Source organism: Comamonas sp. B21-038 (genome assembly GCF_022387135.1).
GTDB lineage: Bacteria > Pseudomonadota > Gammaproteobacteria > Burkholderiales > Burkholderiaceae_C > Comamonas > Comamonas sediminis.
This window is the reverse complement of the sequence record NZ_CP092462.1, coordinates 878,157-890,814: the sequence shown is the minus strand read 5'-3', so window position 1 is coordinate 890,814 and position 12,658 is coordinate 878,157. Positions and strand designations below refer to the sequence as shown.

At 60.5% G+C, this 12,658-nt stretch carries 13 protein-coding genes; all 13 read right to left on the bottom strand.

The annotated features are described in order from the left end of the window. Window positions 1–70 precede the first annotated feature (70 nt). Window positions 71–1,054 carry a branched-chain amino acid ABC transporter permease gene (locus tag MJ205_RS04095; RefSeq protein WP_239811302.1) on the bottom strand — a complete coding sequence of 328 codons (984 nt, stop codon included), beginning with the start codon at window positions 1,052–1,054 and terminating at the stop codon, window positions 71–73. Window positions 1,055–1,063: 9 nt separating this feature from the next. Next, window positions 1,064–1,948 (bottom strand): branched-chain amino acid ABC transporter permease, encoded by an 885-nt coding sequence (locus MJ205_RS04090; protein ID WP_239811301.1) that lies wholly within the window; start codon window positions 1,946–1,948, stop codon window positions 1,064–1,066. Between the two features lie 133 nt (window positions 1,949–2,081). Continuing rightward, the gene (locus tag MJ205_RS04085; protein ID WP_230771658.1) at window positions 2,082–3,278 is read right to left on the bottom strand and encodes an ABC transporter substrate-binding protein; all 1,197 of its coding nucleotides are present in this window, start codon (window positions 3,276–3,278) and stop codon (window positions 2,082–2,084) included. Between the two features lie 76 nt (window positions 3,279–3,354). Beyond that, complete coding sequence (locus MJ205_RS04080) at window positions 3,355–4,077, bottom strand: ABC transporter ATP-binding protein (protein WP_239811300.1); 723 nt, start codon at window positions 4,075–4,077, stop codon at window positions 3,355–3,357. 1 nt (window position 4,078) lies between these two features. After that, window positions 4,079–4,849 carry an ABC transporter ATP-binding protein gene (locus MJ205_RS04075; RefSeq protein WP_021028573.1) on the bottom strand — a complete coding sequence of 257 codons (771 nt, stop codon included), beginning with the start codon at window positions 4,847–4,849 and terminating at the stop codon, window positions 4,079–4,081. Between the two features lie 330 nt (window positions 4,850–5,179). Continuing rightward, entirely contained in the window at window positions 5,180–5,698 is a 519-nt protein-coding gene (locus tag MJ205_RS04070) for a DUF1178 family protein (protein WP_239811299.1), read from the bottom strand. Between the two features lie 4 nt (window positions 5,699–5,702). After that, a complete protein-coding gene (locus MJ205_RS04065; protein ID WP_239811298.1) occupies window positions 5,703–6,029 on the bottom strand; it encodes a DUF2818 family protein in 327 nt (108 codons plus the stop codon). A gap of 31 nt (window positions 6,030–6,060) precedes the next feature. Continuing rightward, entirely contained in the window at window positions 6,061–7,554 is a 1,494-nt protein-coding gene (gene nuoN / locus MJ205_RS04060) for an NADH-quinone oxidoreductase subunit NuoN (RefSeq protein ID WP_239811297.1), read from the bottom strand. 27 nt (window positions 7,555–7,581) lie between these two features. Further along, window positions 7,582–9,051 carry an NADH-quinone oxidoreductase subunit M gene (locus MJ205_RS04055; protein ID WP_239811296.1) on the bottom strand — a complete coding sequence of 490 codons (1,470 nt, stop codon included), beginning with the start codon at window positions 9,049–9,051 and terminating at the stop codon, window positions 7,582–7,584. Window positions 9,052–9,063: 12 nt separating this feature from the next. Next, a complete protein-coding gene (gene nuoL, locus MJ205_RS04050; protein ID WP_239811295.1) occupies window positions 9,064–11,103 on the bottom strand; it encodes an NADH-quinone oxidoreductase subunit L in 2,040 nt (679 codons plus the stop codon). Between the two features lie 28 nt (window positions 11,104–11,131). After that, window positions 11,132–11,440 carry an NADH-quinone oxidoreductase subunit NuoK gene (nuoK, locus tag MJ205_RS04045; protein ID WP_021028567.1) on the bottom strand — a complete coding sequence of 103 codons (309 nt, stop codon included), beginning with the start codon at window positions 11,438–11,440 and terminating at the stop codon, window positions 11,132–11,134. Next, window positions 11,437–12,102 (bottom strand): NADH-quinone oxidoreductase subunit J, encoded by a 666-nt coding sequence (locus MJ205_RS04040; RefSeq protein WP_239811294.1) that lies wholly within the window; start codon window positions 12,100–12,102, stop codon window positions 11,437–11,439. Before MJ205_RS04040 ends, nuoK begins: the two co-directional genes overlap by 4 nt. Window positions 12,103–12,137: 35 nt before the next feature. After that, a complete protein-coding gene (nuoI, locus tag MJ205_RS04035; protein ID WP_021028565.1) occupies window positions 12,138–12,650 on the bottom strand; it encodes an NADH-quinone oxidoreductase subunit NuoI in 513 nt (170 codons plus the stop codon). Window positions 12,651–12,658 lie beyond the last annotated feature (8 nt).

Genomic DNA, 12,658 nt, shown 5'->3' with positions numbered 1-12,658 from the left:
CCGCTGCTGCCCAAAAAACAAAGGCCTGCGCAATGCAGGCCTTTGACTTGGGCGGGTCTGCGACCCTCCGCTATTTCTTCTTGCGGTCCATGAAGGCGATCAACTCGCCCATGATGCCGCGGCGGAATGCCAGCACACAGATCACAAAAATCAGCCCGGTCACGATCGTCACCGACTCACCCAAGGTGTTGAACCATTCGACGCCCGTCAAGCGCGACAGCGAGGTGCCGATATCGCCGATCTTGTTCTCCAGCGCGACGATCACCGCCGAGCCGACGATCGGGCCGGACAGCAGGCCCAGGCCGCCCACCAAGGTCATCAGGATGACCTGGCCGGATGCCGTCCAGTGCACGTCCGTCAACGTGGCGAAGCCCAGCACCACCGTCTTGAGCGAGCCCGCCAGGCCAGCCAGCGCGGCCGAGATGACAAAGGCCAGCAGCTTGAAGCGGTTGACGTCGTAGCCCAGCGAGATGGCACGTGGCTCGTTTTCTTTCAGGGCCTTGAGCACCTGGCCGAAAGGCGAATGCACCGTGCGCATGATCAGCAGGAAGGCCAGCACCACGATGACCAGCGCCACGTAGTACATCGTCCAGTCGCTCTCCAGGCTCAGCAGGCCAAACAGCTTGCCGCGCGGTACCGCCTGCAGGCCGTCCTCACCCCCGGTAAAGGGCATTTGCAGGCAGGCGAAGAACAGCATCTGCGCGAGCGCCAACGTGATCATCGAGAAATAAATCCCCTGGCGGCGAATGGCCAGCCAGCCGAACACCACGCCCAGCAATGCGCCGAACACCACACCGAACAAAATGCCCAGCTCCGGCGTCAGGTGCCAGACCTTGATCGCATGGCCGGTGACATAGGCCGCGCCACCAAAGAAGGCGGCATGGCCAAAGGACAGCAGACCGGTGTAGCCCAGCAGCAGATTGAAGGCGCAGGCAAACAGTGCAAAGCACATCAGCTTCATCACGAACACCGGGTAGGCCCCCATGAACGGCGCCGCAATCAGGCCGAGCAGCAGCAAGCCGTATCCCAGTTTGGCAAACTTCTTGGAATTCATCCCCTCACCTCACTTCGCTTTGCCAAACAGGCCAGCCGGGCGTACCAGCAGCACGATGACCATGATCACAAACACGACGGTGGCCGAGGCCTCTGGGTAGAAGACCTTGGTCAGCCCTTCGATCACGCCCAGTGCCAGACCGGTGATGATGGCGCCCATGATGGAGCCCATGCCGCCGATCACGACCACGGCGAACACAGTGATGATCAGGTTCTGTCCCATCAGCGGCGTGACCTGGTAGACCGGAGCGGCCAGCACGCCGGCAAAGGCGGCCAGGCCCACGCCAAAGGCATAGGTCAGCATGATCATCAGCGGCACGTTGACACCGAAGGCCTCGACCAGACGGGGGTTCTCGGTGCCGGCGCGCAGGTAGGCACCCAGGCGGGTTTTCTCGATCACGAACCAGGTGGCAAAGCAGACGACCAGGGAGGCTGCGACGACCCACATGCGGTAGTTGGGCAGCAGCATCACGCCGACATTGGTGGCGCCTTCGAGCAGCTCTGGCGTGTCGTAACCCAGGCCGGAGACACCATAGATCGAGCGGAACACACCTTCGATCAGCAACGACAGGCCCAGGGTCAGCAGCAGGCCGTAGAGGTGGTCGAGCTTGTAGATATGGCGCAGCAGGAAGCGCTCTATCAGCACCCCGATGATGCCCACCAGAATCGGTGACAGCAGCAGCATCACCCAGTAGTTGATCTGGAAGTAGGAGGCCGCCATCCAGGTGAACATGGCCCCCAGCATGAACAAAGCGCCGTGGGCGAAATTGATCACGTTGAGCAGGCCGAAGATCACGGCCAATCCCAGACTGAGAATGGCATAGAACGAGCCATTGACCAGACCCAGCAGCAGCTGGCTCATCAAGGCCGGTAATGAGATACCAAAGATTTCCATGAAAGGCTCACGAGTCGGTGAATGAACACAACACGCCTGGCGCCGTGCCAATGCTGCTTTTGGAACCCGGCCCATCAGCGATGGACGGGTGCCGCAGCAGGAGGCAAGGACGCAGGTTACGTGTGAGCGGTGCTTACTTCCAGAGCGCGCACTTGGATTCGGCCTTGGTCGTCCAGACCTGGTCTGCAGGCAAGGTGGACAGGACCTTCAGGTAATCCCAGGGCTTCTTGGATTCGGCGGGCGACTTGGCTTCGACCAGGTACATGTCGTGCGCGTAGCGGCCATCGGGACGGATGACACCCTTGCCGTAGAAATCGTTCAGTGGCGTGCTCTTGAGGTACGCCATGACCTTGTCGGCATCGGTGGTCTTGACGGCTTCAACGGCCTTCAGGTAGTTCATCGTGGCCGAGTAGTCCGCCGCATGCAGATCGGTCGGCATGCGCTTGGTCTTGGCAAAGAACTTGTCGGCGAACTTGCGTGTCTCGTCGTTCAGGTCCCAGTACCAGCTGGTGGTGTGCAGCAGGCCTTCGGTGTTCTTCAGGCCCATGCTGTGGATGTCGGACAGGAAGACCAGCAAGCCAGCGGTCTTCATGCTCTTGTTGATGCCGAATTCACGTGCAGCCTTGATGGCATTGATGGTGTCGCCGCCGGCATTGGCCAGACCCAGGATCTGGGCCTTGGAGCTTTGCGCCTGCAGCAGGAAGGACGAGAAGTCGGAAGCGTTGAGCGGATGGCGCACCGAGCCGACGACCTGTCCGCCCTTGGCCTTGATGACGGCAGTGGTATCTGCCTCCAGCGAGTGACCGAATGCGTAGTCGGCCGTCAGGAAGAACCAGGACTTGCCACCACGGTCCACCACGGCGCCGCCGGTGCCCTTGGCCAGGGCCACGGTGTCATAGGCGTAGTGCACGGTGTAGGGGCTGCATTGCTCATTGGTCAGCGCCGACGAGCCTGCGCCGCTGTTGAAGTAGACGCGCTTTTTCTCCTGGGCCACCTTCGCAGCGGCCAGCGCCGTGCCGGAGTTGGTGCCGCCAAACAGCATCGTCACGCCGGCGGTGTCGATCCACTCACGCGCCTTGGAGGCGGCAATGTCGGCCTTGTTCTGGTGGTCGGCCGAGACCATCTCGATAGGCTGACCCAGCACCTTGCCACCGAAGTCGTCGATGGCCATCTGGATGGCGACAGCGCCGTTCTTGCCTTCCACGTCGGCGTAGAGGCTGGACATGTCCGTGATGAAGCCGATTTTCACCTTCTCCTGTGCCTGGGCAGCGCCTGCGGACAGGGCGACCAAACATGCCACTTGGGCAATGGCTTTGAGCTTTGCTTTCATCTTGTCTCCTAAAAAATATCTGTTCTCAATTCATGGCGGCAGTCTGCGCTGTGCCAGCGTTGCAAAAAGTGGGAGGCTAGACCCCCAGCAAGGTGTTGAGCAAAGGCATCTTGCCTTCGAGCTCGTCGGCACTGAACTGTTCGACGATCTGGCCGTGTTCCATCACATAGAGGCGATCGGCCAGCGGCGCAGCAAAGCGGAAGTTCTGTTCGACCATCACCACGGTGTAGCCCTTGGTACGCAGGCTTACGATCATGCGGGCCAGCGCCTGCACGATGACCGGTGCCAGGCCCTCGGAGATTTCATCGAGCAGCAGCAGCTTGGCGCCGGTGCGCAGGATGCGGGCCACCGCCAGCATCTGCTGCTCGCCGCCCGACAGGCGCGTGCCCTGGCTGTGGCGGCGCTCGGCCAGGTTGGGGAACATCTCGTAGATCTCTTCGACCGACATGCCGGCCGAGCCGGTTTTCAGGTCCGGCGGCAGCATCAGGTTTTCTTCGCAGGAGAGGCTGGCAAAGATGCCGCGCTCTTCCGGGCAGTAACCCAGGCCCAGATGCGCAATCTTGTGCGTAGGCATCTGGATGGTCTCGACGCCGTTGATCTTGATCGAGCCCTTGCGCGACCCCGTCAGGCCCATGACGGCACGCATCGTCGAGGTGCGGCCTGCGCCATTGCGGCCCAGCAGGGTCACCACCTCGCCCGGCATCACACGCATGTTCACGCCATGCAGCACATGCGATTCGCCATACCAGGCGTGCAGATCGCTGATCTCCAGTGCTGGCACTCCATTGTTCTCGTTCATGTCAGTGCGCTCCCTGCAGCTGGCCGTCGGTGGTTCCCATATACGCTTCCATCACCTGGGGGTTCTGCGACACCGTCTGGTAGTCGCCCTCGGCCAGGATGGCTCCGCGCTGCAGCACCGTGATGCGGTCCGCAATCGTCGAGATGACCTTCATGTTGTGTTCGACCATCAAGATGGTGCGGCCGGCCGACACCTTCTTGATCAGCTGGGTGACGCGCTCGACGTCCTCATGGCCCATGCCCTGGGTGGGCTCGTCAAGCAGCATCAGCTCGGGCTCCATCGCCAGCGTGGTCGCGATCTCCAGCGCACGCTTTTGGCCGTAGGGCAGGTTCAGGGTGATCTCGTCGGCCAGATGGGCCAGGCCCACTTCTTCGAGCAAGGCCACCGCGCGGCCGTTGAGCTTGTCCAGCGTGCGCTCGCTGCTCCAGAAGTGGAAGGACGTGCCCAGCTTGCGCTGCAAGGCGATGCGCACGTTCTCCATCAGGCTCAGGTGCGGGAACACCGCCGAGATCTGGAACGAGCGGATCACCCCACGGCGGGCAATCTGCGCCGGCTCCTCGCTGGTGATGTCGGTGCCGTTGAAATGGATGATGCCCTTGGTGGGCGTCAGGAACTTGGTCAGCAGGTTGAAGCATGTCGTCTTGCCGGCACCATTGGGGCCGATCAGCGCATGGATCGAGCCCCGCTGCACCGACAGATTGACATTGCTGACTGCTGTGAATCCCCGAAACTCCTTGGTGAGATCTCGGGTTTGAAGAATGACATCACTCATGGGCACCGCACCGCTTCGCTGGAAAAAAGCGCGGCGCCTATTCCGGGTTGGAAATGCACGCCGCTTCGATGCTGCCAATACTAGGAAAGAATACTGCGATGCAACACTGGGGAAAGCCTGTAGGTGAGGCTGCGTACGCGTTAACCCGTGGGCTTTATGCGCTCACTTTTTGATAGTCGCCTGAGGGACAAGCGGCCGTCTTTTTGTCATCAGAATCAAAGACGGACGACAATGCAGACGCCCTGCCCTCAGCCATCGATAGGGGCTGTGCATCCTCAGTGCGGCAGCATGCAAGCCCACCCGGGCTGCTGCCAAGGCGACAGAAGCGCCCTATTGCAGGCGGTGCTTGCTGGCTTCGGGCAGCAGCAGTGGCAGTACATCGATGCCGTCATCGGCCAGCGCGCGCTGCTCTTGCGGGGTGGCGGTGCCCCGGATGGGCCGGACATCGACCTCACCCTCGTGCATCTGCCGGGCCAGGTCGGCAAAGTCACTGCCTACATCGTCGGTGTTGGCAATGACCTGGCGCGACAGTTCCAGCCAGGCCTGTTGCAGGCGCTGGGCATCGCTGAGCGGGTTATGAGAAGGCTGGGATGGCGAGGACGCGGCCGGCGTGCTGCCGGGATGTGCGGCGGCTGCGGCCGATGAGGCCGGCGTGGCGGGCGCCGCTGCAGAGATGGAATTAGATTTGCGTGCCAGATGCGGGGCGCTCAGACCTTTGACGATCTCGCGCGAATTGCACATTGGGCAGCTGAGCCAGCCTTGGCTCTGCTGCTGCTCCAATGCGGCATCGGAGGCAAACCAGCCTTCAAAGACATGGCCCAACGGGCAGCGCAGGTTGAAAACCTTCACAGGCTCACCCCGCTCGGCTCACCTTGCGCAGCAGGTACTGGTAGGCAAAACCGGGGAAGGCAAAGGTCAGGAACAAGGTGCCGGTGACGGCATAGAACTCCCAACCCTGGCTGCTGCGCTGGCCGGCACGGCCTTCGAGCAGCATGGCAACAGCGCCGACCAGGAAATACAGCACCACCAACTCGACCAGACGTATCCACAGCGCCTTGCCAACGCTGCCGCCGTCCTGGCAGACCGGCCCAGCGGCCAGAATGCGTTGGTTCAGAAACGGCAGATTGGCCGCGACAAAGCCCGCCACGATCACCAGCCAGATGGATGCGGTGATAGACATGCGGGCTTTGCAGAGTTGGAGGGCCGACGATTTAGCTGGCGAGCGCGCGCAGCACGGCGTCAGAGCACAGCTTCATCAGACCGCCGGGCATGATACCCAGGATCAGCACCAGCGCGCCATTGACGACCAGAACGGCACGCACGTCCAGCGGTGCATGCACCTTGGCGGCAGTGATGGGCTTGTCAAAGTACATGACCTTGACCACGCGCAGGTAGTAGAAGGCGCCGATCAGCGACATGACCACTGCGAACACGGCCAGCGCAATGTACAGGCCACTGCCCGATGCCACCAGCGCTTGCAGCACGGCCAGCTTCGAGTAGAAGCCCACCAGCGGAGGAATACCAGCCATCGAGAACAGGCAGATCGCCATCACGCCGGCGTACAGCGGGCTGCGCTGGTTCAGACCGGCGAAGTCAGCGATCTCTTCGCTCTCGAAGCCTTCGCGGGCCAGCAGCAGCACCACACCGAAGGTGGCCAACGTGGTCAGCACATAGCTCACCACGTAGAACATCGATGCGCTGTAGGCGTTGCCAGCCGTTGCGGCTTCCACATTGCCATTGACCACGCCAGACATCAGACCCAGCAGCACAAAGCCCATTTGCGAGATGGTGGAGTAGGCCAGCATGCGCTTGATATTGGTCTGTGCAATAGCGGCCAGGTTACCGATCAGCAGCGACAGGATGGCCAGCACGGCCAGCATCTGTTGCCAGTCGATGGCCAGCGGCAGCAGGCCGTCGACCAGCAGGCGGATCACGATCGCGAAAGCTGCCAGCTTGGGCGCGCCGCCGACGATCATCGTGATGGCGGTTGGTGCGCCTTGGTAGACGTCAGGCACCCACATGTGGAAAGGCACCACACCCAGCTTGAACGCGAGGCCCGCCACCACAAACACCAGACCGAACACCAGCACCTGATGGCGGATCAGGCCGGAGTTGACCGCCTTGAACACTTCACCGATGTCCAGCGAGCCAGTGGCACCGTAGATCATCGACAGGCCGTACAGCAGGAAACCCGACGCCATCGCGCCCAGCACGAAGTACTTCATGCCCGCTTCCACCGCAGCAGTGTTGTCACGGCGCAGGCAGACCAGCGCGTAGCTCGACAGGGTCAGCAGCTCCAGGCCCAGGTAGATGATCAGGAAGTTGTTGCCCGCGATCATCACGTTCATGCCCAGCAGGGCCAGCAGCGACAGGATGAAGTACTCGCCGCCCTTGAGCATGCCACGGTCACGCGAGTAGCCACGGCCATACACCAGGGTGACGGCCATGGCGATGGCCGCCGCGCACTTGAGCCAGTTGCCCATGGCGTCGGAGACGACCATGTTGCCGAAGGCGTAGAAGGTATTGCCATTGCTGGCGTAGATACCGGTGATCACCGCCACGACCACCAGGGTCAGCAGCGACAGAATGTAGGTGAGCGTGCGCCCTGCGCTCTTGACGCCCAGGTCCACGAGGGTGATGACGCAAGCCATCACCAACAGCACGATTTCAGGATAGATAGCCAGCCAGCTGATGTTATCAATCATCTCAAGTCTCTCAATTCTGTCCGACCATCACAGCTTGGACGCAGCGACATGCTTGAGCAGGTCGGCCACCGAGGCACCCATCACATCGGTGAACGGTGCGGGGTAGACACCCATGATCAGCACGGCAGCAGCCAAGATGCCCAGGATTAGGAATTCGCGGCAACCGATGTCCTTGAGCTCACGCACATGGTCATTGGTCACGGGGCCGAAGTACACGCGCTTGTACATCCACAGCGTGTAGGCCGCACCCAGAATCAGCGCGGTGGCTGACAGCACACCAATCCAGAAGTTGAACTTGGTGGCGCCCAGGATCACCATCCACTCGCCGATGAAACCGGCGGTGCCTGGCAGGCCGCAGTTGGCCATCGCAAACAGCAGTGCAAAGGCAGCAAACTTGGGCATGGTGTTGACCACACCGCCGTAGGCAGCGATGTCACGCGAATGCACGCGGTCATACAGCACGCCGATGCACAGGAACATCGCGCCCGAGACGAAGCCGTGGGCAATCATCTGTACCAGGCCACCCATGACACCGATGTCATTGAAGATGAAGAAGCCCAGGGTCACAAAGCCCATGTGTGCGACGGACGAGTAAGCCACCAGCTTCTTCATGTCCTTCTGCACAATCGCCACCAGACCCACATAGATCACGGCGATCAGCGACAGCGCGATGATGAGCCAGGCCCATTCATGCGACGCATCGGGAGCGATCGGCATCGAGAAACGCAGGAAACCATAGGCACCCAGCTTCAGCATGATCGCGGCCAGCACCGCAGAGCCACCGGTAGGCGCTTCGACGTGCACGTCGGGCAGCCAGGTGTGGACCGGGAACATCGGCACCTTCACGGCAAACGCAGCGAAGAAGGCAAAGAAGATCAAGGTCTGCTCGGTCATCGTCAGCGGCAGCTGGTGCCAGGCCAGAATCTCAAAGCTGCCCGACTTGCTGTACAGGTACAGCAGCGCGATCAAGGTCAGCAGCGAACCCATCAGCGTGTACAGGAAGAACTTGAACGCTGCGTAGATGCGGTTCGGGCCACCCCAGATACCGATGATCAGGTACATCGGAATCAGGGTCGCTTCAAAGAACACGTAGAACAGCAGACCGTCCAGTGCGGAGAACACACCGATCATCAGACCCGACAGGATCAGGAACGCGCCCATGTACTGGTTCACGCGCTCGGTGATCGACTCCCAGGAAGCCAGCACCACGATCACCGTGATGAAGGCGGTCAGCGGCACGAACCAGAAGGAGATGCCATCGACACCCAGGTAGTAGTTGATACCGAAGCGTGGAATCCAGGACGCCTTCTCGACGAACTGCATCGCCGACGTACCCAGCTGGAAGCCGGTGTACAGCGGCAAGGTGACCAGGAGGCCTATCAGCGCACCGACCAGTGCGATCCAGCGCACCATCTTGGCTTGCTCCTGCTTGCCAAAGGCCAGCAGGACCGTACCAAAGACGATGGGCGTCCAAATTGCAAGACTCAACAATCCCATTTTTCTTCTTCCTTACTTGTTGAGCAGCACGAAGTACGTCATGGCCAGGAAGATACCCAGAATCATGACCAATGCGTAGTGGTACACATAACCCGTCTGCAGCCAGCGCACCAGCGCGGAGATGCGGCCAACCACCTTCCAGGAACCATTGACGATCAGACCATCGATCAGGCCTTGGTCGCCCACCTTCCAGAACAGGCTGCCCAGCACGCGCGAGCCGCGGGCGAAGATGTTTTCATAGACCCAGTCCACACCGTACTTGCCCTCCAGCACCTGGTACAGGCCGACCTTTTCGCTGACGCGCTTGATCGCAGCAGGAATTTCGGGCTTGAGCATGTAGAACACGTAGGAGGTCACCACGCCGGCCAGGGCCAGCCAGAACGGCGCAGCGGTGAAGCCGTGCAGTGCCATCGGAATCCAGCCGTGGATCTTCTCGGCCAGCTCGGCCATCGCGCCGTGCTTGCTGCCATCGACATAGATGACGCCCTTGAAGAAGTCACCGAACAGCATCGGCATCAGCGCGATCGCACCGATCACCACCGAAGGAATGGCCAGCAGCACCAGCGGCAGGGTCACCACCCATGGCGACTCATGCGGCTTGGCATCGTGGCCATGGCCGTGGTGGTCGTCGTGAGCATGGTGGTCGTCGTGGTGGGCATCGGGGTTCTGGTCGTAGCGCTCTTTACCGTGGAACACGATGAAGTACAGGCGGAACGAGTAGAACGCGGTGATGAACACACCCGCCAGCACGGCAAAGTTGGCAAAGCCGGCGGCAGGCAGGTTCGAGGCGTGCACCGCTTCGATGATCGCATCCTTCGAGTAGAAGCCCGAGAAGAACGGCGTACCAATCAGCGCCAGGTTGCCCAGCAGGAAGGTGATCCAGGTGATGGGCATGTACTTGCGCACGCCACCCATCCAGCGGATGTCCTGGTTGTGGTGCATGCCCATGATGACCGAGCCCGCGCCGAGGAACAGCAGCGCCTTGAAGAACGCGTGCGTCATCAGGTGGAACACCGACACCGAGTAGGCCGACACGCCCAGCGCGATGGTCATGTAACCGAGCTGCGACAACGTGGAGTACGCGATCACGCGCTTGATGTCGTTCTGGATGATGCCCAGGATACCCATGAACAGCGCGGTGATCGAGCCAATCACGAGGATGAAGTTCAGCGCTGCGTCGGACAGCTCATAGAGCGGCGACATGCGTGAAACCATGAAGATACCGGCGGTCACCATGGTAGCCGCGTGGATCAGTGCCGAGATGGGGGTAGGACCTTCCATCGAATCGGGCAGCCAGGCGTGCAGCGGGAACTGGGCCGACTTGCCCATCGCACCGATGAACAGGCAGATGCAGATCACCGTCATCAGCGACCAGGTCGAGCCTGGCAGGGTCATGCCGCTCAGCTCCTGGGTCTTGGCGAAGATTTCGGTGTAGTTCAAGGTGCCGGTGTAGGCGGCGATCAGGCCGATACCCAGGATGAAGCCGAAGTCACCGACACGGTTGACCACGAAGGCCTTCATGTTGGCGAAAATCGCGGTTTCCTTCTTGAAGTAGAAACCGATCAGCAGGTACGACACCAGGCCCACGGCTTCCCAGCCGAAGAACAGCTGCAGCAGGTTGTTGCTCATCACCAGCATCAGCATCGAGAAGGTGAACAGCGAGATGTACGAGAAGAAACGGTCATAGCCGTCGTCTTCCGCCATGTAGCCGATGGTGTAGATGTGCACCATCAGCGACACGAAGGTCACTACGCACATCATCATCGCGGTGATGGAATCGATCATGAAACCGATCTCCATCTTCAGCGACCCGACGGTCATCCAGGTGTAGAGCGTCTGGTTGAAGGTCGCGCCTTCAAACACCACGCTCTGGAACGTCATCGCAGAGATGACGAAGGCAATGAACACAGCCAGGATGGTGAGCGTGCGGCTGCCAACGCGGCCGATGCGGTTGCCGCCCAGGGCGGTACCGAAAATGCCTGCCAGCAAAGATCCTGCCAGGGGCGCCAGAGGCACCGCCAACAGTGTTGAAGCAGAAAGGGTTTGACTCATTCTTCTTAACCTTGCAAGTATTGGTCCCTCAACCCTTCAGGGAGTTGAGATCTTCCGCATCGATGGTGGACTTGTTACGGAACAGCAACACCAGGATTGCCAGACCAATGGCCGACTCTGCCGCAGCGACGGTCAGGATGAAGAACACGAAAATCTGGCCGTGCATGTCTCCCAGGTAATGGGAGAACGCGACAAAGTTCGTGTTCACTGCCAGCAGCATCAACTCGATGGCCATCAGCAGCACAATCAGATTGCGGCGGTTCAAGAAGATCCCGACCACGGACAGGGCGAACAGCATCGCGCCCAACGTCAGAAAATGACCCAGAGTGAGCGTCATACCTTCTTCTCCTCAGCAGCAGCCGGTGGCACCACAGGTGCGGGGGGCTTGCTGGCCTCGACTTTGACCAATTGCAGGCGATCCGAAGCACGCACGCGCACTTGCAGGGATGCATCGATGGCCTTGGAATCCTTGCGCTGGCGCAGGGTCAGGGCAATCGCGGCAATCATCGCCACCAGCAAGATGACCGCAGCCACTTGCACAGGGAACAGATACTCGGTGTAGAGCATGGTGCCCAGCGCCTTGACGTTGCTGTAGGGCACTACCTTACCGGCCGCATCCACCACCGCCGGGATGGCCTTGGGCGCATCGATGGCGCTGAAGCCGCCGATCAGCACGACACCCATCTCGAATGCAACGATGGCAAAAATCACCGCAGCGAGCGGGAAGTTCTTCCAGAAGCTCTTGCGCAGCTGGTCGATGCGGATATCCAGCATCATCACCACGAAGAGGAACAGCACCATCACGGCGCCCAGGTAGACCATCACCAGCACGATGGCCAGGAACTCAGCCTTGAGCAGCAACCAGATACCGGCTGCCTGAGAGAACGCCAACATCAGGTGCAGCACTGCGTGCACCGGATTTGGAGCAGTAACCACTCGGAATGCCGCATACAGCAGCACTACCGAGAACAGATAGAAAAAACCAGTTGTGACATCCATGTGGGGCTCTTTTCGATCAGTCTCCAAGTGCCGCGTTAGCGGTACTTTGCGTCCGCAGCCTTGGCTGCAGCAATTTCAGGTTCGTAACGGTCGCCCACGGCCAGCAGCATTTCCTTGGTGAAGTACAGGTCGCCGCGCTTTTCTCCGTGGTATTCCAGAATCTGGGTTTCCACGATGGAGTCCACGGGGCAGCTTTCTTCACAGAAGCCACAGAAAATGCACTTGGTCAGATCGATGTCGTAACGGGTGGTGCGGCGCGAGCCGTCATCACGCACATCCGACTCGATCGTGATCGCCATGGCAGGGCAGACGGCTTCGCACAGCTTGCAGGCGATGCAACGCTCTTCACCGTTTTCGTAGCGGCGCAGCGCGTGCAGGCCACGGAAACGCGGCGACAGCGGCGTCTTCTCTTCGGGGAACTGGACCGTGATCTTGCGCGCAAACGTGTAGCGGCCGGTCAGGGCCATGCCCTTCATCAATTCCCAGAGCATGAAGCTCTTGAAGAAATCCTTCACCGAGAAAGAGCGGGGAGAAACTGCAGTAGTCATGTTGTATT

What these genes read in the sequence shown, in the direction of transcription:
- nuoK (WP_021028567.1), bottom strand. Translation starts at nt 11,440, where the DNA reads ATGACGCTCACTCTGGGTCATTTTCTGACGTTGGGCGCGATGCTGTTC.
- MJ205_RS04055 (WP_239811296.1), bottom strand. Translation starts at nt 9,051, where the DNA reads ATGGGATTGTTGAGTCTTGCAATTTGGACGCCCATCGTCTTTGGTACG.
- nuoI (WP_021028565.1), bottom strand. Translation starts at nt 12,650, where the DNA reads ATGACTACTGCAGTTTCTCCCCGCTCTTTCTCGGTGAAGGATTTCTTC.
- MJ205_RS04080 (WP_239811300.1), bottom strand. Translation starts at nt 4,077, where the DNA reads ATGAACGAGAACAATGGAGTGCCAGCACTGGAGATCAGCGATCTGCAC.
- MJ205_RS04095 (WP_239811302.1), bottom strand. Translation starts at nt 1,054, where the DNA reads ATGAATTCCAAGAAGTTTGCCAAACTGGGATACGGCTTGCTGCTGCTC.
- MJ205_RS04075 (WP_021028573.1), bottom strand. Translation starts at nt 4,849, where the DNA reads ATGAGTGATGTCATTCTTCAAACCCGAGATCTCACCAAGGAGTTTCGG.
- nuoL (WP_239811295.1), bottom strand. Translation starts at nt 11,103, where the DNA reads ATGAGTCAAACCCTTTCTGCTTCAACACTGTTGGCGGTGCCTCTGGCG.
- MJ205_RS04085 (WP_230771658.1), bottom strand. Translation starts at nt 3,278, where the DNA reads ATGAAAGCAAAGCTCAAAGCCATTGCCCAAGTGGCATGTTTGGTCGCC.
- MJ205_RS04090 (WP_239811301.1), bottom strand. Translation starts at nt 1,948, where the DNA reads ATGGAAATCTTTGGTATCTCATTACCGGCCTTGATGAGCCAGCTGCTG.
- nuoN (WP_239811297.1), bottom strand. Translation starts at nt 7,554, where the DNA reads ATGATTGATAACATCAGCTGGCTGGCTATCTATCCTGAAATCGTGCTG.
- MJ205_RS04040 (WP_239811294.1), bottom strand. Translation starts at nt 12,102, where the DNA reads ATGGATGTCACAACTGGTTTTTTCTATCTGTTCTCGGTAGTGCTGCTG.
- MJ205_RS04065 (WP_239811298.1), bottom strand. Translation starts at nt 6,029, where the DNA reads ATGTCTATCACCGCATCCATCTGGCTGGTGATCGTGGCGGGCTTTGTC.